This is a genomic window from Rhizobium sp. NZLR10 (assembly GCF_019685125.1).
Lineage (GTDB): Bacteria > Pseudomonadota > Alphaproteobacteria > Rhizobiales > Rhizobiaceae > Rhizobium.
This window is the reverse complement of record NZ_JABDWE010000005.1, coordinates 67525-88568: the sequence shown is the minus strand read 5'-3', so window position 1 is coordinate 88568 and position 21044 is coordinate 67525. Positions and strand designations below refer to the sequence as shown.

The window sequence follows — 21044 nt, the reverse complement described above, 5'->3', positions numbered from 1 at the left end:
CTCCGATAATGTCGCAGTCTATTTCGTCGCGCCCGCCGTCAAGCCGGCGATAAACCGCCGCTGGAAAACCAGATACGTCAGGATGAGCGGGAAAATCACGATCACCGCGCCGGCGGTCAGAACTGGCGTGTTGACAGTGTAACGCCCTTGGAAAAACAGCATGCCGAGGGGCAGCGTCCGATAGGCGTCGTCGTTGACCAGAATGAACGGAATGAGAAACTCGTTCCAGGTCCAGATGAACAGGAACAGCGCCAGTGTCGACATTGCCGGTATCATCAGCGGGATAACGATCTTGCGAAGGATATGAAAGCGTCCGGCGCCGTCGAGGACCGCCGCTTCGAGAACTTCCTCCGGCAATTGCTGCATCGCACTGGCGAGGAAGATCGTTGAGAACGGTATCGACATGGCGATCTGCGGGATAATAAGCGCCGCATAGGTATTGATCAGCCCAAGGTATCGCATTTCATAGTAAAGCGGGATGATGAAGGCCTCGGCCGGCACCATCATGCCGAGCGTCAGGATCGCGAACAGCGTGCGCCGGAGCGGGAATGACAGGTAGGCAAAGGCAAAACCGGTCAGCAGGCCTAGAAAGACGCTTACTGCAACGACGGGTATGACAACGATGATCGAATTCCAGAAGTAGATGTTGAAATGTCCGGCATTCCAGGCATCGACATAATTTTCGAAATGCGGGTAGGCCGGCAATGCGAAAGCACCCCTGAGAACGTCAGCCTTGCTCTTTATCGACGTCAGCAGCAGAAGCAGGAACGGCGTGATCGTTACGAAAGCAAGAAGCCAGAGGAGAAGGCGAAGGAAGAGCGCGGCGGGGATGTTGGACGAACGGCTCATCAAGCCACTCCTTTGCTTCTAGAGCCGACCAGCCGGTGAATTGCATAGTTGATTGCGAATGTCAGCAACGCGCCGACAATGGCGATGGCCGCCGCAGCGCCGAACCGATTGAGCTCGAAGCCGAGCTGATACATGTAGATATTCGGCACGAGCGTCGCGTTTGCCGGTCCGCCGCGGGTCATTGTAAAAATCAGGTCGAAGCTTTTGATCGATGCTATCACCGTCAGAAGCAAAACCACCCTTATCTCAGGCATGAGAAGCGGCAGCGTTATCCAGAAAAATGTCTTTCGCGCCGAAGCGCCATCGACCTTGGCAGCATCGAACAGCGACGGGTCGATACGCTGAATTCCGGTGAGGAAGATGACCATGCAGAAACCAAAGAAATACCATGTGGCAACGATCCCGACCGCGGGAAGCACAAAATTGAAATCTCCGAGCCACGGTAATGCGAACCTGCCCAGTCCTATCGCTCTGAGAAACTGATTGAACGGGCCGAATGCAGGATTGTAGAGCCATGCCCAGATGATGCCCAACACGGCAGTCGGCATGATATAGGGCAGAAACAGGAACGTTCTGAGCGCGAGTTGTTCGCGCTGCTTCAGATTCCAGACGCAGGCAGCAAGCGTTATGCCGAGCACGAGCGGCAGAACACAGTAGAAGATCATGAGCTCGGCGTTGTTACGCAAGGCGATGTAAAAACGGCTGTCGGAAAAGAGATCGGCATAATTACCGAGGCCAACCCACCTCGGCATGCTCAAGCCGTCCCAACTGGTCAGGCTCAATCCCAAAGCCGCGACAATCGGTCCAAAGACAAACGCCGCGTAAAGCAGCAATCCAGGCAATAAATAGATGAAATTGGTATGTTGCGTTCCATCAAGTGCGGAGCGTTTCATCCAGTACTCCATGAAGCCAAAGCTCTGGTCATCGCGCAGCAAGGCGTGAACTCGCAGCGCTCATTTTAACGTGGCGAACGGGACGCCGGTTGGACCGCCGAGCTGGCGGTCGTGACCACCGAGCTGGCGATCACGACCAGCGTCCGTGCTCCTTATTTCTTATCCTTCAAGTACGCCTGATAATCCTTGTCCATGGCATCGACAAAGGCTTCGGGCGTGATCTTGCCGGACAAGAGAAGTGGCGTGTTGTCGTCTATCGTCTTCAGCATCGTCGGGCTTGACCAATCGGGGTAATGGCCGAGTGCATCGTTGGCATTGAGTGTTTTCCACATCTCGATGCCAGAGGTCAGGAGCGGCGTGAGCTTGGGCTTTGCATCCGCCGGGAGCGATGTTGCGGGAAGGTAGCCGGCATTGGCCCAGCTTTCAGCGGCCTTTTCCGAAACCATGTAGTCGATATACTCGCCGGCCAAGTCCTGCTTTGTCTTGTCTTTGGCAAGGCTCGTTATCGCCCAGGCAAGATCCACGCCTCCGACACTCATGGGCTTGGAAATGCCCTTCGGAGCGGGAATGGCCATGAAGCCGATATCCGGATTGTTTTGCATGTCGCCGAAATACCAGGTCCCGGAGATCAGGAACGCGCCCTGCCCGGAAATGAAGAGCTGGACGGCGTCGTCACCCGAGATGCCCTCGAAACCAGGATAGAAATAGCCTCCCTGTGCCCAACTCTGCACGAGTTTGGCGGATTCGATATTGCCCTTGGTGTTCCAGGAACCGCCCTTGCCGTAAATCAGGTCATCAAGTTCGCCGCGATTGGCCGCGTCGATATGCGCTTGATCGATGGCACCGATCATGTGCAGGGCGAGATGCTGCTTTGCCGAGCCCATCATGAAGGGCGCGACGCCTTTTTCCTTCAGCTTATCAAGATCAGCCAAAAGCTCCTCGAAGGACTGCGGCAGTTTAACGCCTGCGTCGTCGAGGATCTTCTTGTTGTAGTAGAGGCCAACGATCTCGCCGAGACCCGATATGCCGTAGGTCTTGCCGACCCCGAATTTTGGCCCATCCCAGCGGTCTCGAGCAAGCACGGAATCCGACTGCCGCTTATCCCAGCCATATGTCTTGATGTACTCGTCAACCGGCAGGAGCAAACCTTCCTTGATCATCGCGCCCATGTCGCCGGCGCCCTGGTTGACCTTGGTGATGACAGGGCCATCCCCTGCCGAAACCGCAAGCTTCAGCGTCAGCTTCATGTCATCGAAGGTGCGGGCGGTGCGTTTGATCGTTACACCGGGATGGGCGGCTTCGAACTCCTTATTCAGTTGCTCGATAACCGCGCTCTGGCCTTCGAAGGTTTGGTCATCCCACACAGCCAGATCGTCGGCGCGGGCCGCGGAAAGGCCGAAACTCATAAGCGCCGCGCCTGCAAGCGCGACAGCTGCTTTCAATCGGTATGCCGGCAGTATGCTGATCGATTTCACGGTTCTATTCATCTGCTCCACCTCACTTGGTTTATTCTCCACTCCCCATCCGAGCCTTGCGCCTGGCACCGGCCGAACGTTTCCTTCCAGACCTTTGCCGGGCCTGCGAATCTGAGGTAATCGTCAATGCATGAATCTCTCTCGCGACCTACAATGACAAAGCGCCACGCAGGAGGTGGCAAAGGTATGGACAGCAACTGCTTCATCCGCCCGGCGATTGAAGCGGATGTCGAAGCTCTTTTCGACATCTGCCTGAAAACCGCCAATGGCGGCGAGGATGCCAGCGCGCTTTATAGCGACCCGCATCTGCCCGGTTACATCTGGTCGGTACCCTATCTCAAGTTTGCCAGAGACCTTGCCTTTGTTCTCGTTCAGGGCGACCGGCCGGTCGGCTATGTCGTCGGAGCGGCCGATACCGGCGGGTTCGACAAAGACTTGGCGACACACTGGTGGCCGTTCGTCCGCCGAGAGATCGCCGGACTGACACCCAGCCATCCGCGCGACGCCGATGTGATCGAGCGAATTCAAAATCCGCGAAGCGGGACGACGTGGCTTCAAAACGATTATCCCGCGCATCTTCACATCAACATTCTTCCCGGACTTCAGGCAGGCGGCTGGGGGCGCAGGATGATCAGCACCGAGCTTCAGGCGCTTCGCAATCACGGGGTAAAGGCTGTGCATCTCGGGGTCGATCCTAACAACGAACGCGCCAGAGGTTTCTACCGTCATCTTGGTTTTTCCGAACTCGAACGGGACGGTTCCGTCGCCTTCGCCATGCGGATCGATGAGGGATCCGACTAGAGCATTTCCGTTTTTCTTTGAATCACGAAAATGCTCTAGCTCGTTATTTTCACGCAATTCGCTGGCCAAACCGCGTCGCGCTTTTCCCAGCAAAACCGCTGCACGCTTTTGCTGGAATTGCTTTAGAACCGAGCGAGCCGTCATGTTCATGAGATTGGCTCCGCATTTGCGGCGTCAAGCCCGTATTTTAAAACAACTGCCGCCGGCATGGCACTCCAGCCCTGAAGCAGGGAGCCTCGCCCGTAAGGCGGGGAGAAATATTCCACCGCACCGATCCAGCCATTCTCGAGGCAGGTTTCCCACCAGCGTGTCAGTGCATAGCGCGCACCGCCAAGTCCGTGGCGAAGGCGTTCTTCGGCATAGGCGCCATCCCAATAGGGCCAGTCCGAGCCGTTATGGTAGCGGTAGGGAAAAGCCGTCTTGGATCGCAGATCGCTTGGCCGTTTGAACGGCGGATAGGCGCACATCACACCCCAGCTGCCATAGGGCTGCTCCTGATTGTTGCGCGTTTCGAGTCTCGTTTCAAATGCTCTCAGCAAGCCAACCGCCTTCTGCCCGGAAATCGCAGCAAATCGCGACAAGGTCAGGCTGTCGAGAGCCAGATGATCCTCGACAAAAGCGCCAGGCGTTCCATAGTCGACATATCCTCCCGTTGTCGGCACATAGAGCTTGGCTCCGATTTCTTCGCGGGCAAGATTTACGGTCATGCGTGCGCGTTCGGCAAGCGTCGGATCGAGACTGTCTCCAAGCCTTGCCACCGCGTCCATGGCGCCTACGAAAAGACCCAGATCGTAAGAGACCAGACCCTCACGATAGACGTTGTCCGCCCAGTCCCGGTCGTTGCGCGGCTTCAGCGGCAGAACGCTGCCAGGACCGGCCATGCTGAGATAACGCTCCACGATTGCCTTGACGATCGGCCAGTGCCGTTGCACCTCGGCTGTATCTTTCGTTGCGCTGAAATAGTCATCAATGAAAAGAATAAAGAAGAGCGGGCTGTCGAAGTGGTCGCTCCACCAATCTTGCGGACGGTTGTGGTACTCCGGAACCGCCCTCTTGTGGGTTTTGGGATTGGCCTTGCTGTCGGCGACAAAGCGCTGCCAAGCCTCTGACTGCGCAGGCCCGGTCAAGATTACGCCGCTTGGAGCTTCTCCATCCGGCTGGACCCCCTTGGCGAGCAGCCGGATCTCGTCGCGCACCGCCTCCGGCGCAAGCGTCAGAAGAGGCTGCATCGTCCAATAGCCATCGCGGTAATAGGTCCGCGCCGGAGCACTATAGGCCTGCCCTGCGGCAAGACCAGCGAAGGCGCCGTGTTCATCACGTCTGATGCTGGAAAGGGCGGCATGTATCCCCTGGCTGACCATGCTGCGCATCAGCGCGTCGGCGTCGGGCGTCAGATCACAACGTGCAACATATTCAGCGGCTTCCGTAATGATGGCCTGGCTGGTGAGGCTGAGAGCTTTCTCGGCTTCGCCTCTCGATGCGCCGACGGCAATCCGAAGATCCGAGCCGAGAGCGTCCACGATGAGCACACCCCAGCCCATTTCGAAAATCCGCCGATGATCGGTCCGAGTGAGCCTCGCGCTTGCGCCTTGTTCATCCGGCTCATGCCACCAGGCGCAACGGCGCGCCGGATATACACCCTGGAGACGCACGCCTCTGATCAACATCACCGGCAGCGACTGCGCGACGAATACGCCGCCATGTTCGCAGACCATTCGGTTCGGGGCATAGGTATAAGGCCCCCCGACGGCAGAAAATCTCACACGCCCCAGACTGCCGGCGCCCCAGAGAGCAAGATCAGCGTATCCATCCGGATGAACATCCGCCTGAAGGCGTGGCGCCATTACAGGCAATAAAACGCCCTCTTCGGCGAAAAGCTGTCCGTCAGTCGAGGGCTTTATCATTGGCAATCCCCGCAATTGATCCCAGCCTACAGGTAGCCTTCCGCTTGTCAAGGACGTAGACAAATAGAGAGCTATAGTGTACTGAAAACCGGCAGAGATGATCAGGTAGAGCTTCAGATTTCGCCTTTCGCGATATTGGAAAGCCAATATCGCGCTAATTAAGTATGTGCTCCGAACTAATTGCAACGAGCTGGCCGGATAGCAATGACCTCTTCTGTCGTACAGACTCCAATCGCACGAAAAATTTCAACCAATGCCGTGATCCGCACCGTGTTGGCCAGCGGGTCGATCTCCCGCGCCGATATTGCCAAGCTGACCGGCTTGTCAAAACAGACGATTTCCGATGTCGTGCGCGACCTTGAAGATGATGGTTGGCTGAAACCGATCGGACAGACCGATGGTCGACCCGGCCGGAATGCGATCATCTATGAAATCAATGCACGAGCAGGACTGGCTGTCTCCATCGATCTCGGTGGCACCAAGATTGCTGCGGCGATCTGCGATCTGTTGGGCAACGTCGTCGCCGAAACCAAAGTGGCCACCGACCCACGGGGCGGAATGCATCTCGTCAATCAGTTCAGCGATGTGATCGTTGAACTGGCGCTTGCTGTCGGAACGACCGCCGACAAGCTCCGTCTCGTCGTTCTGGGCAGTCCCGGCGTGCTCGATCCCGCCACCGGCCATATCAATGTGGCACCGAACATTCCCGGCATCGACGCCATGAATCTGTGGCAGGTCTTCAGCGACAGGATGGGCGTGCCGGTGATCGTCGAAAACGATGTCAACCTGGCGGCGCAAGGGGAGCGATGGCGGGGACACGGTGTCGAGACCGGCAATTTTGCTTTCATCGCTCTCGGAACCGGCGTCGGCATGGGCATTATCGCCAATGGTGCTCTGCTGCGCGGCGCGCGGGGCGCGGCCGGCGAAATCGCCTATCTCCCGATCGGCGGAGACGCTTTCGATCCTGGCGGGTTTACGCTTGGAACATTTGAGAGCGCGGTCGGCAGTGTCGCGATGCTTCGTCGCTACACGGGTTTCGGCGGGCGCAACGCATCGACCGTGGCCGACCTCTTCGCCGCCTTCAATGCGGGAGAGACAAGCGCCGTGGCGGCAATTGAAGAGACGGCAAGGCTGGTCGCAGTCGCCATTGCGGCCATCGGAGCAACGCTTGATCCTGAACTGGTGATCACCGGCGGCAGCATCGGTGCAAGACCCGAACTGGTAAATGCGATCCGGGGTTTCCTGCCGCGTTGCACGCCTTATCCGCCGCGCATCGAAATCAGCCGCTTTGGGAACCGCGCCGCGCTGATGGGAGGAATGGGGGTCGCGGTCGAGCGCATGCACGACGATCTATTTGGTGTAAAATTGAAGGACGCATGATCGGCTCGCGCCACTTGAGAACTACGGTGAATGCGCTAGATTTTGCGGTATGATAACAGCAACACAGATACGTGGCGCGCGGGCGATGATCGGAATGAGTATCGAAGAGCTCGCCGCCGCAAGTGGCTTGCCGATCGAGACCGTAGCGGCGCTGGAAAATGGCGAATTTGCGGGCGAGCCGCACGCGCTGTTTGATGTTCGCAGCACGCTCGAGGCGCAGGGCATCATCTTCCTGTCCAGCGGCAACCAGGATGAAGGCGGCCCCGGCATTCGGTTGCGCGCACGTACGTTCAGCGACGACGGTATCCGGCCGGAGAACCTCAACGCCGCCAATGACGATTAGCGCATGGTGCCGAAAACTGCGCGGTTTTCGGACAGCATCGTGTTCTAACTCTTCAATTTAGAATGGGCCTTCAGAATTAGGCCGACGCGGCTTAAAATCGCTATTCTAAAGCGCGTCGCAGTTAACTTGATTCATACGACGCGCTTTAGCTCCTTGTTTTTATGCATGTCGTTATCCGGGAACCGCTGCACACTTCCCGGCGACATGCATTAATGGAACCAAATAGGCGTTCGGCCGTTTCCGCTGTCCTAAAGGATATTGAGGGGCAGTCAGTTGAACCGCAGCAATGGACTCTACGTCATCATCGGCGTTCTCGTCGTCGCCGTTATCGGCCTCGGCGCTTATATCTACCGTGAGGAGAGCAAGCCGCAGGGGATCGAGATGAGCATCGGCAAGAACGGTGTCTCGATCGAGCAGAACTGAGCGTCAGAGGTAGGTCTTGGCCAGATCGGCGAGCTTGCCGCCGTCCTTGACGCCCTGCCTGTAGAGCTGAATGATGACCGCACCGATCCGCTCGGCTTCGGGCGTCGTCCTGACAAGACCGCGGTCCTCGCAGACCTTGTCGAGCACTTGCGACAGCAGATCGAGATCTTCCGAAAACAACGGTAAATCATGCGGATGGATTGATGATCGTAACATCACGCCGCATTTCCTCCGAGGGCAAACGCATTCACGCTTGCATTGCCGGCCGCCCTCCGCAACCAGCAAAATGATTATGCGCGACGGCTTGAACTTTAGCAACTACGCAAATTTCCACGGAACAAAATCAGGGAACAAATTTTTGCCCCGCGCGTTGGGACCGCGCCAGGAATCAGTGAGTGCAGATATTGAGTGAAATTCGCTTTCCCTCCCCCATCCGGGTCTTTGCCCCAGATAGCAGCCTGATCGTCTCCACCGTCTGGGAAGCCGTCGAATATCTCAAACAATGGCCGAGCAAGCGTGGGCGCCATTATCGCATTGCGCGCCAGCATTGCCTGGATGCACTCGACGGGCTGCGCAGCCCGCGCACAGCACAGACTTCCTTCATCACTGCGGCGAAGACGGCGGGATTGTTGTTGTGAGATTAGCCGGTGTGGCGGCCAGCGGCGGCGAACTGGGGGTGAATGGAGCCTTCCATGATCACCTTGGCGGTTACCTCGATCACACGCTCCTCGGCAATTTCCGCAAGCGCAAGTGCGACATCGCCCTCCGACCAGCCGGCTTTCACGGCCTCGTCTGTCAGGGCCTGGAACGCACTGGCGAGGGCTTGCCTGCAAGTTAAATTCTGTTTCATATCCGCCATGCGCTCGCATCAGGCTCGTTGTGACAGGGACGCTGTTAATCTACACGTATTTGCACGAATGCGAAGAGCTTTCGTCTTTTTTAAATTCAAATTGGATAATTCGAATTTAACTTGTGTATAATCTTAGCACAATGCAAACTTCAAGCCCCATCTAACTGAGTTATCCCTAAAGAAACCGAATTATTTATTTCAAAATCACAGCCGTTAAGGGTATTTCCTGCATTGTTTACTTTAAATAGCTACAAGGCCGCCGTCGAATTAGCGATTGTTTTTGACCTGCGATGGGACAAGCTGAATTGCGGCACGTTCTCTGCATCTCTTTGCTACCCTGTCGATCAACCGTCCTTGAGACGAAGGCGACCTTGGTCTGAACGGCCGATCAACAGCTGGGGATCTGCGTCATGATCGGCACCGCAAATCGACCGGCGGCACCAGCTGCCAGGAGCGCCTTCGGCGCTAATCACGTTAATACCACAACGACACCACACTGCCGTCAAAGTCCGCCGTACGATTGCGTTGCGTATTATTGTGTTGGCGGGCTCACATCTTCAGGAGTTAAAATGTCTATCGAACTAGACGCGACGACCTATGTACACGCCAAGCCGGCGACCGCCCATTCTTACATTTTGCCAGCCGTTGTCGATGTTCTCGAGAACAGTTTCCAGCAGGCAAACGAAACGTCGGTCTTCGACCTCGGCTGTGGTGCCGGCGGTGCTGCAGCCGTGCTTGCGGGAAAGGGTTATGATGTCATCGGTGTCGATCCATCCGAGGACGGAATTGCCAAAGCGAGAACGGCCCACCCCGATCTTCCGCTGGAAATTGGCTCCGGTTACGAAGATCTTTCCAGCCGGTATGGGACCTTCGATGCGGTGATAAGCCTTGAGGTCGTGGAGCACGTTTATGATCCCAAGACTTTCTCGGCCACCATGTACGATCTGGTGAAGCCGGGCGGCATCGCGGTCATGTCGACGCCGTTTCACGGTTACTGGAAAAATCTGGCCTTGGCCGTGAGCGGCAAGATGGATGACCATTTCATGCCTCTCAAGAATCACGGCCATATCAAATTCTGGTCTCCGGAAACGCTGAGCACCCTCCTGCATGAAACAGGTTTCGAAGACGTCGATTTCGAATATGTCGGGAGGATTCCGCTCCTGGCGAAATCGATGATTGCGATCGCTCAGAAACCGCACTGAAGGCCAATCGCAAGCCCCCGCCCCTGCAGGGGCGGCGCACGGGCGGGCAAATAGCATGAACAGATAAAATTTTCGTTGGGGACTTTTTCGGGATTTCCGGTTCCCGTTTCCGCATACTTGCCAACGCCACGTCCCGTTTCCGCCTCTAGCAAGGCAACGAAAATTGACATTGTGACTGGGATTTCAAGGGGATAAATGGTCGGGGCGACAGGACTTGAACCTGCGACCCCTTGACCCCCAGTCAAGTGCGCTACCGGGCTGCGCTACGCCCCGACCTGCCGAAACGGCTTGTTTCGTTTAGTTTTTCAGCGCGTGCAATGCAAGCGGAAAAACCTTGCCCCCAACAAAAAGGAGGCGGTTTGTCGGAATGGTCAGATCGCGGTGAGCGTCAGCCGGCCTTCGGCGGTTTGGCGGGGCTGCCATGCCTGGTAGTTGGCGATCGAAAAATGTGGTGTTTCGAAGGGCGTGGCGTGGGTTTGCGTGATGACGGTGACATCGGCGCCGGCGGCCTCGCCGGCGAGAATGCCGGCGACGGCATCTTCGAAGACCAGGCATCTCGCGGGATCGACGCCGAGGCGGCTGGCGCCAAGCAGATAACCTTCGGGGCTGGGCTTGCCGGATTTGACCTCCTTGCCGCTGACGATGACCTTCGGCATCGGGATGCCGGCGGCCGCCATTCGCCGCCTGGCGAGCTCGATCGGCGCCGAGGTGACGATTGCCCATTTTCCATCGGCGATGGCGGAGAGGAAGCGGATGGCGCCGGGGATCTCGACGATGCCCGCGACGTCTTCCATCTCCTCGGCGAGCAGCAGGTCCGCCTCATGGGCCGGATCGACGCCTGGGAGGCCGAGCCCCCGGATAACGTCGGAGGCGCGGATGCCGTGAATCGTCTTCAGGAAAACCTCCGGTTCGAAGCCGTGGCGTCTTGCCCAGTCGCTCCAGACCCGTTCGACGACGGCGATCGAATTCAGCAGCGTTCCGTCCATATCGAAGAGGAAGGCGTCATATGACCTGTCGAGGATGTCACGGAGAGCGGGCACGGGCGTTTCCTTGGGGCGCGGGAGGCCGGGGCGGCCCCCAAGCAGGCGAGTAGCGGAGAGCGGTGGCGGCGTCAACGTCAGTCGTTGACTTCGGGATGGGTGACGCTGCGAACATCGGCCAGACCACGCGTGGCGTCGCGGTTGCCGGTCGCGGCGGCGGCTTCGAAGATACGCGTCGCGTCGCCGTACATTTTCAAATTGAAATAGCTGTAGCCGCGCAAGACCATCAGGTCTATGCGCTCCTGCTGCAGCTGGGCGCGCTGATCGAGATAGATGAGGGTTTCGCGATAACGCCCGGCGTCGAAGGCCGAAAGCGCACGGTCGGCGAGGATCGCCACCTGAAGCTCGGCGGCGCGCTGGCGGTTCTGCGGCGCCTTGGTGGCAGCAACGGCGGCATTGCTGGAGAGGCCGGCACGCAGATAGGCAAGGCTCTGGCCATAGGCTGCGTCTTCACGGTCCTTGCGGATCGGGCTCTTCAGTGCGATCTCGAAGGCGGAGATCGCCTCCATCGGTCGGTTGATGTCCATCAGGCACCAGCCGCGCGACAGCGCGTTTGCCGGGCTGAGCTGTCCTGCATCTACAGTCGTCGAGCAGCCGCGTGGCTGGCGCGCACCGCGCTCAACGGTCACCGTCTGCATCGCCGGCCTCGCCGTGCGAACGGCGACCTCCGGCCCGGGCTGCTGTGCCGCCGGCCGCTCGGCCGGAAGCGGCTCGGCGGCAGCCGGGCGCTGCGTCGGCTGAACCGGCTGCTGCGGGGCAAGCTTTGCCTGCCCGGGCTGCGTGCCGACATTCTGGGTCAAAGAGGAGGTGTCTTCGAGATTGGTGATCCGGGTCGACCGGCCGGCCCAGGCATGCTGGATGTCGAGCACGCCCTTGCTGTCGTTCAGCTGGTCGCGGGTGACGACAAGGCCATAGGCGGATGGCTCGTCATCGGCTTTCCAGGCAAGTGCGGTCTCGAACCAGCGTGCGGCGGTCTGGAACTGGTTGAGCGAGCGGGCATACCAGCCGAACTGCTGCGCCGTCGGCACATATTTCCGGGCAATGACCTCGGCGGCGATGCGATGCAGCACATCTTCGGCGAGATCGGCCGGCGGCTGCAACGCCATCAGGTTGGCGGTGGCGGCGAGATAGGTTGCTGTCGCATCATCGGAATCGGCGCGCCAGCGGAACATCACATCCTCGGCCTCCTGAGGAGCCTTGCGGGCGATCAGCGCCAGCGCCAGCCCTTGCGAAGCGGCGGCCGTATCCTCCTTGGCACGGGCGGCGCGGAACCACTTCTCTGCATCGGCATCATTGTTGCGGCGAAGCTGGTGCCAGCCGAGCAGCAGCGCATCCGACGCAAGCCCCTCGGTTCCGGCGAGTTTTTCGAGGCGGGCGACGTAATCGGGCGCAATGGCGAGCTTCGGATCGTCATTGCCTTCGGCCATGAAGCGTCGGGCGAGATTGTCGCGGATCGCGTCGAATTCCCTGCTGCCGTCGCTCGCAGGTTTCTCGAGGGCGAGCAGCGCCTGCATCGGCTGGTAGGCAAGCAATGTCGAGGCCTTTTCGACGGTCGCCAGCCGTTCGGCCGGATTGGCGCAGCTCATCAGGATGTAGGTATAGGCGTCCTGGCCGCGCTGCACCCTCTCCGTCTGGACGAAGGCTTCGGCGACACGCCAGAGAACGTCGACCTCGCTGCAGGTGAGCAGGCTCGGGGTTGCCGCAGCGATATCGACCACCGTCGCATATTGCTTGAGCTCGGAAGCGTTGACGAGGCGGGCGCGGCCCTCGGCGACGTCGAGGCGGTCGAGCAGATCGGCGGGCGGCTGCCATCCAGCATCGGTGGCCTGACGGTCGGCGACCGCCTTGCGCAGCTCGGCGTAACGGCCATCGGAATAAAGCTGCCACATGGCCTCGAGCTGTTTGTCGCCATTCTGCGGCACGGCGAGCGGATCGGCCGGCGGAACCCAGGTCGGGTAGAGTGCCTGAAGTCGGGAGATCTCAGCCTGCAGGCGCACCTTGTCGCCGCGGCTGGCGAAATAACGAAGCGCACTTTCATCGACGGCAGGCGGCGACGGCGCGGCGGCCTGCTGCGCCGCCGGCGGCGCGGACACGATGGCGGGCGCGACCGGCGCGAGCTCAGCGGCCGGCTGAGGCGTAGCAGGTTGAGGCGTGGCAGGTTGGGGCACCGCAGGCTGCGGTGTTGCAGGCTGCCGCGCGACGGCATTCGGATCGGGCATATCCAATGCCGATGGCGGCGAAGACGTGATCGCCTCGATCTTGTCGGCGACGAGCTGCGCGTTGAATTCGGAATTGCCGGCAACCTCGGTCGGCTTGATGCGGCCCATCATCATCAGCTCCGGCGCCGGCCTGCCAACAGAACCAAGGCCGAACCTTTCCTGCAGAGCGGCACGGTCCTTCAGTCCGGTGACGACGGTCGCCACCATCACTGCCGCTGAGACCGCCACGAGAGAAGACTTCACAGACACTCCGGATGCTTCTCCCCGATATAGGCCAGCCCGAGAAGTTGAAGGGTGGACGGATAATAGAGTGCGGGCGCAAACTGCAGCGCCGAACCCGGCAGCTTGGTCCCATCGACAACACAGGCCACAACATCGTTAACAATTCGATAACCGGGGTCCGGCAACACGGTCTTCGGCCGGCCGGTGGTCAGATCGATGGTGGCGGGAACGCCGTCTTGCGACATCCCCTTTTGCAAGCGGATGAGCAGCGCCTTGTCGGGGATGCCGCCACGTGCGAGATAGAGCGGGATGCGGATGGCATTATAGCCGAATTCGGCGTCGAACCCCTCTGCCGGCCGCGGCTTATCGTGCAGGCTCACCCATTCGGCGGGAAGCTTGCGCGGGCCGAACTGCATCGTCTTCAACAGCTCCACGCCGTCGTCCGACAGTTTTTTCCAGGCATCCGACGGAGCGAGCGCGGCCATCACCGGGATGGCCTCATAAATCCAGTAGGACGGGTTGACGACGGGGCCGTCGTCACGGTCGCTGCCGGTAAAACCTTCGGTCCCGGGCATCAGCAAGGTGCGACCCTCCGAGCTGGCGACGGTTTCGGCAAGCAGCGCCTGCGCCATACGGGAGGCGGCGAGGATATAGTCTTCACGCTTCCATGCCGTGCCGGCCAGCGCCAGCGCATAGGCGATCAACATGTCGCCGTCCGTGGCATTGTTGGTGTCGGTCACGTGCGGCTTGACGCTCGGATCCCATTTCCAAACCGCCAGCCCGTCGTCGCGCAGCAGCAGCTCGGTGCGGGTAAAATACCAGATCTGCTCGAAATCGGCGGGGCTTGCCGAGAGGTAAGCGAGCAGCAGGCCGTAGCCCTGGCCTTCGCTGTGGCTGATATTGCCATTGCCGTTATCGACGATGCGGCCGGTCGGATCGAGAAACTTCGCCTTGTAGGCCGACCATGCGCCGGCATTGATCATCGCCTGCTGCGCGACGACGGACGGGCTCGGTGCGAGCGCGACCGTTGCTGCCAGCAGGAGCGCGCGCCACCCTCTCATTTCGACCGGCCCAGTCTTTTGAGCATTCTCGACGTCGTAAGGCCGATCAACAGCAGGAAGATGACCAGCAGGAAGGCGTAGGAGAGGATATTCGTCGATAGCCAGTTGGCGGCGATCAGGCGGTAGTTGGCGATCGACCAGGGCATCGACGGCACGAAATCGAAACGGGTGACAGGCAGCGTCTCGATCTTGCCCGTCTTGCTCGAATAGGTGGTGATGTGGCCTGATATCTGCGGCCAGTTCAGCTGCGCGGTCAGAACCTCGAGCCCTTCACGCAAATCCTTCGCCGACGGCGCCGCCACCACGGTCCATGAGCCCGTTCCCGCGGGGCTGGAGCCCTGGGCAACCAGCAGCGTCGCGACGTTTGGCGGCGTAAAGATTTCCTCGGCGCCGGGCACAAACTGCAGCGAATTGCGGGAGATGTCGAAATTACGCGACAGCCACTCACGAAAGGCCGTGATACGGTTGTGCAGGAGACCGCCGCTGACCTTGGAATTCCACTCCTCGAAGGCCGTGCCGGTATCGACGACGCCCGTCTGCGCGTCCGTCACGGGACGCCAGGAGGCTTGGCTGGCGGTGGAGATATTGGTCTGCGACAGCGCGGTTGCCGGCATTTGCGAGATGGAGCCGATGAAGATGGCATCGCGATCGCCGATCGTATTCGGCGAGGCGACGCTTTCGACAGCGATCGGATGGCCGGCAGTGATCGCCATCTGGCCAAGCAGGGTTGCGGCGGCCGAAAGGGTGTCGGCATCGATGCGGTCGATGAACAGCGGCGTCGGCTCGGTAGCCCGGCCATAGGGATAAGCGGTGCCGGCCATGGCGGCCAGATTCGGCCGCTGACCGACGCGGGCAAAATCCGGAATGTGCAGCTCGGAGGTATCGAACAGCGCAAAGCGCGGATTGGCAGCGGCGGTGGCGCCCGGTGCGCAAGCCGCATCGTCCTTGGTCATCAGGATCGCCTCGATCGCCACCGAATTGAGACCGGGCTTGAAGTGCCGCATCGTCACGCGGATCGGCAGATGACGCAGAATGCCGCCGGTGGTCGTGGTGATCGGCACGGTGGAGGCGATGTTGTCATTGACGTAGATATCGATGTGGCTGCCGGGCAGCACGTTATCGGTATAGGCGGCGTCGAGCAGCACCTTCGCCTCGCCATAGGCATTGGCATAAAAGTCAGCCGGCACGGCGATATTGAAGCTGGTGCGCAACCGCCGGCCGGAGAATTCGGTGGTCTTCACACCGAGCTGAGACAGAGCGATGTTCGTGTCGGAAAAAACCAGCGGCGCGTTCGGCGCGCTCCAGCGCTCGGTGGTCAGCACGTCGCGGCGAACATCTGCGGACCTGTCCGTCGGCGAAACGATGATATCGATCGCCGAGGAAACCGCCTGCCAGGAGGGGCCGCTGATCAGAAGCACCGGCGAGCCGCTACGCGGATCGGTGACGAAGGCGGCGAGTGCAGCGCTTTCGGCGCCGGGCGGCAGGCCGGGAAAGAGCGGCCGCAGTTCCGCCGCGGTGCCGACGAGCACGCTGAGCTTACCCGGTCCACCGGCCGGAAGCGAAGCGGTGCTGAAGGCAAAGATCTGGTTCGGCATGCTGCTCAGCACCGCGAGGCCCTGCGCCAGCCGTAGCAGCGGCTTGGTGGTTCCCGGCTGCTCCAGCGCCGGGACGACGATATCGAACTCGGTCTTGCCGGCGCCGTCGACACCGATGGCGCGGATCGCGTCGGCGCTCGCCAACTGGGCGGCATCGCTGCCGGCAAAGCTCAGATAGGTTCCGGCCGGATCGACATTCGACCACAATTCATAGGTGGACTGGATGCTGCAATCGGTCCGGTGGCGCTGAGCGGCTTCGAAGGTGACGAGATTGGCGCCCGGCTGCAGCAGACCGGGCGGAACCTCGAAAGTCACTTTCGACGAACCGTCCGCCGAGCCGATGCGCTGCTGGCCGATCGGGCGGTTATTGAGATAGACGGTCAGCGCCGAGGCCTCAGGGGCAACGACGATCGAATTCTGGTAGGCGAAGGTGAAGCTCGCCTTGGCGGCCGCCTGTTCCGGCGTCAGATAGACGGTCCATGACCGCCGGTCATATTCGCCGCCGAGGCCGAGTTTCGAAAAGGGCACAACATAGCGGCGGACATCGCCGGAGCGCGGAGGCAGAGCGGCATTTGCCGCCGCGGCCGGCTGGGGCGCCGGCACCGTCGGCTGCGGCGGAACGGCGATCGCCGGGGGGACGGGTGCAGGCACAGGAGCAGGAGCAGCCTGGGTTGCGGGTGCCGGTGGTACGGACACCGGTGGCGTGACGGGAACCGCGGCCGCTGCGGGCACGGCCGTTGCCGGCTGGGTCGCTGCCGGCGGGGTCGGCGATGTCAATCTCGGGGTAACGGCGGCACCGGGCGGCCGCTCGCCGGACATGTCGAAGGGTGCCGTCTGCGCCTGGGCGAAGGCGGAGGCATTCAGCAGCAAAAGCGAGGCGGCGACGATCATTCTCATCCGGCGTTGACCTTTGCCGCCTGCTGCTGGGCTTCCCGCTCCGGCCGCATGCTGCGGAAGAAGTAAACGAGGCCGCGGCTCGTCTGGTAGAACGACAGGCCGAGAAACCAGATAGTGCCGCGGATCAGGCCCGGATTGCGGCGGCGCGAGGCCTGAAACTCGGTCCACTGGCCGGAATTGGCAAACATCAGGTCGGCGATCAGGCGATGATCGAGGGCGCTTTTCGGCACGTACTGGCAGCCGACATTGCTGATGTCACCCGACGGCTCGATATTGCGAACGATGAGCGGCAGAGTCTCCAGATCCGCGCCGCTATAGGGCCGGAAGCGGATTTCGCCGACGGCACCGACGAGCATGTCGTCGAGATTCTTGTTGAAGATATGAAGCCTTGCGCCGTGAACGGAGACGTCCTCGATCGAGGCCGTATACCACTTGCCGTTGGCGCCGAATTCACAGCGCCGGTTGACGCGGACGCGGCGGGATAGGGCGCGCTCGCCGCGCTCCGACACAACACCGAGCGCGCAGCCGGCCATGATCAGGTTGATGAGGTTCCAGCCGCCGACGACCAGCGTGACGTCGGCCTTATAGGGCTCGGCGTAAATCCTGTAGATGGTAATGATGAGCGCGACGATCTGCACCGCAAAGATGACGAAAAACGGACGGCTGATCTCCGACAGGCGGCTGACGGCGATCGATTCGTCCTTGGCGGTGACCTTGAAGGTCGGCTTCCTCGGATTGAGCATGACGGAGATGACTGCCGGCAGCAGATGCACGGTCTGGACATATTCGTAGAGCTCCGAAATCCACGGCCAGCGGAACGACCCGTAAAGGTAGTTCTGCATCATCAGATTCACGAGCATATAGGCCAGCGTATAGGCAAGGAACTCGCCGCCGGAGGCGGTGAAGATTTCCAGATCGAAGAACAAATAGAAGAGCGGCGCAAACAGGAAGATCGTCCGCGGGAACGGGAAGAGCCAAAAAAGCGTGGAGGACATGTAGCAGAGGCGCTGCGGGATCGACAGGCCGCGCTTTAGCAGCGGAAAGCGGAAGCGCAGGATCTGCATCATGCCCTGCGCCCAGCGGCTGCGCTGGCCGATGAAGCTCGCGAAAGTGGCCGGCTGCAGGCCGGCGATCAGCGGCTTGTCGACATAGATGCTGTTCCAGCCAGCGCCGTGGAGCGCCAGTGCCGTCTCGCAATCTTCAGTGATGCTGATGCCGGAAAAGCCGTTCTGGGAGTCGAGCGCCCTGCGGCTCAGAACCGCGGCCGAGCCGCAGAAGAAGGCGGCGTTCCATTTATCGAGGCCGCGCTGGATGATGCCGTAGAACATTTCGTTCTCGCTCGGCATCTTGTCGAAGGTGCGCAGGTTGCGTTCCAGCGGATCGGGATTGATGAAGAAGTGCGGGGTCTGGACAAGGAAGAGCTTCGGGTCGTCCTCGAAATAGCCGACGGTCTCGAGCAGGAAATCGCGGGCGGGCGCGTGGTCGGCATCGAAGACGGCGATGAGTTCGCCGGTCGAGTGTTTCATGCCGTTGTTGAGATTGCCGGCCTTGGCGTGCTCGTTTCGGTCGCGCGTGAGATAGCTGACGTCGAGGTCCTCGCAGAGCTTCTTCAGCTCGATATGGCGGGCGGCGGCGGCCTGGGCTTCGAGCAGCTTGCCGGAATTGCGCTTCTGCAGGGTGCCGCCATCGTCGAGCAGCCAGACATGCAGCTTCTCGGCCGGATAATCCATGGCCTTGGCGGCAGCCAGCGTGTTTCCGAGAAGCCCAGCATCCTCGTTGTAGGATGGCACAAAGACATCGACATGCGGCAAACGCCCGGGATTGGCGGCACGCGAGGGGCGTGACGGCAGCGGCGTCGCGACGATGAACAGGCTGAGCGCCAGCATGGCAACGCTGTACATTTCGGCAAGATAGAGCAGCAGGCCGGGAATGAAGTTCTCGGGCTGGTTCAGAGGCGGCAGCGTATTGGTGGTGCGCCAGTAGACATAGCGCAGCACGATCGACGTGCCGAAGGCGAGCGCCACCAGGCGCCAGGTCCCCTCACCCTTCAAAATCTTGATCAGCGCCATGACGGTCACGACGGTGATGCTGGTGATCAGCTGGGTCTGCAAGTTGACCGGCAGCGTGATCAGCACGATCATGCAGAGCGAAACCACGGCCCAGATGATGACACTGCGGGCTTTGCGCATCGACGTTCCTTCGAAATTGCTCAACCGGCGCACCGTCGGGCGCGCCGGGCATGCTGATTATCTCCGGCAGGCGGCCGTCATGGCCGCGTCGCCTATACAGTCTGGCGACGGCACGGTGACGCCGATCGCCCTTGCAGTTTGTCCAGCTTGTTCGTCCGGCGCGGCTGCCGCATCCGGCGTTATCCTCGCCTGAGGCGCCTCACCCGGCAGCGGCACGCGCGGGCCGATGGGCGCCGGCATCGGTGCGGCGCCTTGCGCCGGTGGCAAAGCGCTGCGGGCCGGAACTGCCCGCGGCCGGCTGACAATGGCAGGCGCCGGCTCATAGCCGATCGGTATCGGGCTGGCGCGATAGCCGCCCTCGTCAGGATAAATCGGCGCGCCGGTGCGTCCGAGCGCAACATCGGCCGGCGGCGGATTGCCGTAAGGGTTCCAGATCACCCCGTCGAAAGTGCCCGATATGGTATAGCCATAGACGATGCCGAGCAGCTGACGTTCGCTGGCGTTCGCATCGCAGAGACGCAGGCGCAGCTGGATCATGCCGAAATTGCGCGCCTGAGTATTGGCGGCCGCACTCGAGCGGATCTGCTGCCAGGCAAAGATGCAGCTGTCGCCGCCACGGCTGCGGCCGGAGGCATAACCGAAGGGTCCATAGGCGTTCTGCAGGAAGGTCGCCGACGTCGCCATCGGCACACCGGGGGCCGAACGCGCCACCTCGCGGCTAATGCCGCTCTCGTTGATCATGCTGTAGCCGGCATTGCCGGTGCCGGGATTGGCCACGGACGCGCCAAAAAACTGGACATTCAGGAAGTTCTGGCCTGGCACCGAGGATGAGGTAAACAGCGAGATCGTCTGCTCGACGCCATTGCCACGCTTACGCTCGACGACGCTGACGATCGACGGGCCGCCCGGCGGTGGCAGGACCAGCGCCTTTTCAGGCGCCACGGTCTCCGGTCCGGAGGGCTGGCGCACACCGCCCGTCGACGTGCAGCCGGCCATCATGCCCGCCACAGCCACCAGCGATATCGTCCTCCGCAAACGCATGTCTCGAGCCGCCGCAATCGTCTTTCCAGATATCCATTCGCAAGCCGAAACGCGACGGACCTTCGAATCAACGACCAACCGGCCGTTCACAGGGTATAAATCGCCAACATGGTTAACGAAGAGTAAAGAACCCGCCGCAGGTGCCGCTGAACGAACTCGCATTGAACGTGATTCGAACAGCTCAACCGTATGGTGCATAAATTTATTTAGCAACAACTGAATTGCCGAGATTGCGCCTGCTTCCGCACTCGCGAAGGCAGCACGGGAACTATGCCGCATGGGCGGCGTTGCGTTGATGTCTCAGGTTGAACAAGGAGAACATTCCATGCGCAAGATCATGCTGGCTGCGGCCGCCATGCTGACCATCGGCTCCGCCGCCTTCGCGCAGAGCACCGTCATCGTCACCGATCCCGCAGCGACCGGCTCCGTCGTGTTGCCGGGCGAGGTGCGCACCTATGTGATGGAGCAAAACACGCCATCCGTCGTCTATGAAGGCGATATCGCCGTCGGTGCGACGCTGCCCGATACCGTGGAAGTGCACACCGTGCCGGATATGGACGGCTACGGCTATACGGTCGTCAATGAGCGGCGTGTCATCGTCGAGCCGAAGACGCACCGTGTGATCCAGGTGCTGGAATAAAGCGATCGGCAATAGTGGTG

The 21044-nt window shown here is 60.6% G+C and carries 19 protein-coding genes and 1 tRNA gene; 7 read left to right on the top strand and 13 right to left on the bottom strand.

From position 1 onward, the window contains the following. Positions 1-18 precede the first annotated feature (18 nt). The 3 genes from HJB82_RS09725 to HJB82_RS09715 form a co-directional block, all read right to left on the bottom strand. Positions 19-849, bottom strand: a complete 831-nt coding sequence (locus HJB82_RS09725; RefSeq protein ID WP_207583756.1) for a carbohydrate ABC transporter permease — start codon at positions 847-849, stop codon at positions 19-21. Then, the gene (locus tag HJB82_RS09720) at positions 849-1742 is read right to left on the bottom strand and encodes a carbohydrate ABC transporter permease (protein WP_164008873.1); all 894 of its coding nucleotides are present in this window, start codon (positions 1740-1742) and stop codon (positions 849-851) included. Before HJB82_RS09720 ends, HJB82_RS09725 begins: the two co-directional genes overlap by 1 nt. Positions 1743-1894: 152 nt before the next feature. Continuing rightward, positions 1895-3229, bottom strand: coding sequence for an extracellular solute-binding protein (locus tag HJB82_RS09715; protein WP_207583755.1), 1335 nt, complete (start codon positions 3227-3229; stop codon positions 1895-1897). Positions 3230-3403: 174 nt separating this feature from the next. On the opposite strand from HJB82_RS09715, the gene HJB82_RS09710 reads away from it, so the two are divergent. After that, the gene (locus tag HJB82_RS09710) at positions 3404-4018 is read left to right on the top strand and encodes a GNAT family N-acetyltransferase (protein WP_207583754.1); all 615 of its coding nucleotides are present in this window, start codon (positions 3404-3406) and stop codon (positions 4016-4018) included. Between the two features lie 146 nt (positions 4019-4164). Here the strand turns inward: HJB82_RS09710 and HJB82_RS09705 are convergent, their stop codons facing one another. Then, complete coding sequence (locus HJB82_RS09705; protein ID WP_221139885.1) at positions 4165-5922, bottom strand: glycogen debranching protein; 1758 nt, start codon at positions 5920-5922, stop codon at positions 4165-4167. Positions 5923-6120: 198 nt separating this feature from the next. Between HJB82_RS09705 and HJB82_RS09700 the strand changes: the two genes are divergently transcribed. The 3 genes from HJB82_RS09700 to HJB82_RS09690 all read left to right on the top strand — a co-directional run bounded on the left by HJB82_RS09700 (position 6121) and on the right by HJB82_RS09690 (position 8068). Next, positions 6121-7302: an ROK family transcriptional regulator gene (locus HJB82_RS09700; RefSeq protein WP_207584285.1), complete on the top strand. Its 1182-nt coding sequence runs from the start codon at positions 6121-6123 to the stop codon at positions 7300-7302. A gap of 49 nt (positions 7303-7351) precedes the next feature. Beyond that, positions 7352-7645 (top strand): RodZ family helix-turn-helix domain-containing protein, encoded by a 294-nt coding sequence (locus HJB82_RS09695; protein WP_221139884.1) that lies wholly within the window; start codon positions 7352-7354, stop codon positions 7643-7645. Between the two features lie 273 nt (positions 7646-7918). After that, the gene (locus HJB82_RS09690; protein ID WP_207583751.1) at positions 7919-8068 is read left to right on the top strand and encodes a hypothetical protein; all 150 of its coding nucleotides are present in this window, start codon (positions 7919-7921) and stop codon (positions 8066-8068) included. A 3-nt stretch (positions 8069-8071) separates the two neighbouring features. Here HJB82_RS09690 and HJB82_RS09685 read toward each other — a convergent pair whose 3' ends face one another. Further along, the gene (locus tag HJB82_RS09685; protein WP_207583750.1) at positions 8072-8284 is read right to left on the bottom strand and encodes a hypothetical protein; all 213 of its coding nucleotides are present in this window, start codon (positions 8282-8284) and stop codon (positions 8072-8074) included. Between the two features lie 188 nt (positions 8285-8472). Here HJB82_RS09685 and HJB82_RS09680 point away from each other — a divergent pair, with 188 nt between their 5' ends. Continuing rightward, entirely contained in the window at positions 8473-8706 is a 234-nt protein-coding gene (locus HJB82_RS09680; RefSeq protein ID WP_221131567.1) for a DUF982 domain-containing protein, read from the top strand. 2 nt (positions 8707-8708) lie between these two features. Here HJB82_RS09680 and HJB82_RS09675 read toward each other — a convergent pair whose 3' ends face one another. Beyond that, entirely contained in the window at positions 8709-8927 is a 219-nt protein-coding gene (locus tag HJB82_RS09675) for a hypothetical protein (protein ID WP_207583749.1), read from the bottom strand. 560 nt (positions 8928-9487) lie between these two features. On the opposite strand from HJB82_RS09675, the gene HJB82_RS09670 reads away from it, so the two are divergent. Further along, positions 9488-10120, top strand: a complete 633-nt coding sequence (locus tag HJB82_RS09670) for a bifunctional 2-polyprenyl-6-hydroxyphenol methylase/3-demethylubiquinol 3-O-methyltransferase UbiG (protein WP_207584283.1) — start codon at positions 9488-9490, stop codon at positions 10118-10120. A 196-nt stretch (positions 10121-10316) separates the two neighbouring features. Here the strand turns inward: HJB82_RS09670 and HJB82_RS09665 are convergent. The 7 genes from HJB82_RS09665 to bcsN form a co-directional block, all read right to left on the bottom strand. Beyond that, positions 10317-10393: transfer RNA gene (locus tag HJB82_RS09665), tRNA-Pro, on the bottom strand. A 98-nt stretch (positions 10394-10491) separates the two neighbouring features. Beyond that, positions 10492-11160, bottom strand: a complete 669-nt coding sequence (locus HJB82_RS09660) for an HAD family hydrolase (RefSeq protein ID WP_207583748.1) — start codon at positions 11158-11160, stop codon at positions 10492-10494. A gap of 77 nt (positions 11161-11237) precedes the next feature. Further along, on the bottom strand, positions 11238-13622 hold the full coding sequence (locus tag HJB82_RS09655; RefSeq protein WP_221139883.1) for a cellulose synthase: 2385 nt from the start codon (positions 13620-13622) through the stop codon (positions 11238-11240). Further along, positions 13619-14662 (bottom strand): glycosyl hydrolase family 8, encoded by a 1044-nt coding sequence (locus HJB82_RS09650; protein ID WP_207583746.1) that lies wholly within the window; start codon positions 14660-14662, stop codon positions 13619-13621. Before HJB82_RS09650 ends, HJB82_RS09655 begins: the two co-directional genes overlap by 4 nt. Continuing rightward, positions 14659-17154: a cellulose biosynthesis cyclic di-GMP-binding regulatory protein BcsB gene (locus tag HJB82_RS09645; protein ID WP_207583745.1), complete on the bottom strand. Its 2496-nt coding sequence runs from the start codon at positions 17152-17154 to the stop codon at positions 14659-14661. The genes HJB82_RS09650 and HJB82_RS09645 overlap by 4 nt, the downstream gene beginning before the upstream one ends. Then, positions 17151-19343 (bottom strand): UDP-forming cellulose synthase catalytic subunit, encoded by a 2193-nt coding sequence (bcsA, locus tag HJB82_RS09640; protein ID WP_207583744.1) that lies wholly within the window; start codon positions 19341-19343, stop codon positions 17151-17153. Before bcsA ends, HJB82_RS09645 begins: the two co-directional genes overlap by 4 nt. A 57-nt stretch (positions 19344-19400) precedes the next feature. Further along, a complete protein-coding gene (gene bcsN / locus HJB82_RS09635) occupies positions 19401-20384 on the bottom strand; it encodes a cellulose biosynthesis protein BcsN (RefSeq protein ID WP_221131521.1) in 984 nt (327 codons plus the stop codon). 325 nt (positions 20385-20709) lie between these two features. Here bcsN and HJB82_RS09630 point away from each other — a divergent pair, with 325 nt between their 5' ends. Then, positions 20710-21024 (top strand): DUF1236 domain-containing protein, encoded by a 315-nt coding sequence (locus HJB82_RS09630; RefSeq protein ID WP_207583742.1) that lies wholly within the window; start codon positions 20710-20712, stop codon positions 21022-21024. The last annotated feature ends 20 nt before the right edge of the window (positions 21025-21044 follow it).

What these genes read in the sequence shown, in the direction of transcription:
- HJB82_RS09725 (WP_207583756.1), bottom strand. Translation starts at nt 849, where the DNA reads ATGAGCCGTTCGTCCAACATCCCCGCCGCGCTCTTCCTTCGCCTTCTC.
- HJB82_RS09720 (WP_164008873.1), bottom strand. Translation starts at nt 1,742, where the DNA reads ATGAAACGCTCCGCACTTGATGGAACGCAACATACCAATTTCATCTAT.
- HJB82_RS09715 (WP_207583755.1), bottom strand. Translation starts at nt 3,229, where the DNA reads ATGAATAGAACCGTGAAATCGATCAGCATACTGCCGGCATACCGATTG.
- HJB82_RS09710 (WP_207583754.1), top strand. Translation starts at nt 3,404, where the DNA reads ATGGACAGCAACTGCTTCATCCGCCCGGCGATTGAAGCGGATGTCGAA.
- HJB82_RS09705 (WP_221139885.1), bottom strand. Translation starts at nt 5,922, where the DNA reads ATGATAAAGCCCTCGACTGACGGACAGCTTTTCGCCGAAGAGGGCGTT.
- HJB82_RS09695 (WP_221139884.1), top strand. Translation starts at nt 7,352, where the DNA reads ATGATAACAGCAACACAGATACGTGGCGCGCGGGCGATGATCGGAATG.
- HJB82_RS09685 (WP_207583750.1), bottom strand. Translation starts at nt 8,284, where the DNA reads ATGTTACGATCATCAATCCATCCGCATGATTTACCGTTGTTTTCGGAA.
- HJB82_RS09675 (WP_207583749.1), bottom strand. Translation starts at nt 8,927, where the DNA reads ATGGCGGATATGAAACAGAATTTAACTTGCAGGCAAGCCCTCGCCAGT.
- HJB82_RS09670 (WP_207584283.1), top strand. Translation starts at nt 9,488, where the DNA reads ATGTCTATCGAACTAGACGCGACGACCTATGTACACGCCAAGCCGGCG.
- HJB82_RS09650 (WP_207583746.1), bottom strand. Translation starts at nt 14,662, where the DNA reads ATGAGAGGGTGGCGCGCGCTCCTGCTGGCAGCAACGGTCGCGCTCGCA.
- HJB82_RS09645 (WP_207583745.1), bottom strand. Translation starts at nt 17,154, where the DNA reads ATGAGAATGATCGTCGCCGCCTCGCTTTTGCTGCTGAATGCCTCCGCC.
- bcsA (WP_207583744.1), bottom strand. Translation starts at nt 19,343, where the DNA reads ATGCGCAAAGCCCGCAGTGTCATCATCTGGGCCGTGGTTTCGCTCTGC.
- bcsN (WP_221131521.1), bottom strand. Translation starts at nt 20,384, where the DNA reads ATGCGTTTGCGGAGGACGATATCGCTGGTGGCTGTGGCGGGCATGATG.
- HJB82_RS09630 (WP_207583742.1), top strand. Translation starts at nt 20,710, where the DNA reads ATGCGCAAGATCATGCTGGCTGCGGCCGCCATGCTGACCATCGGCTCC.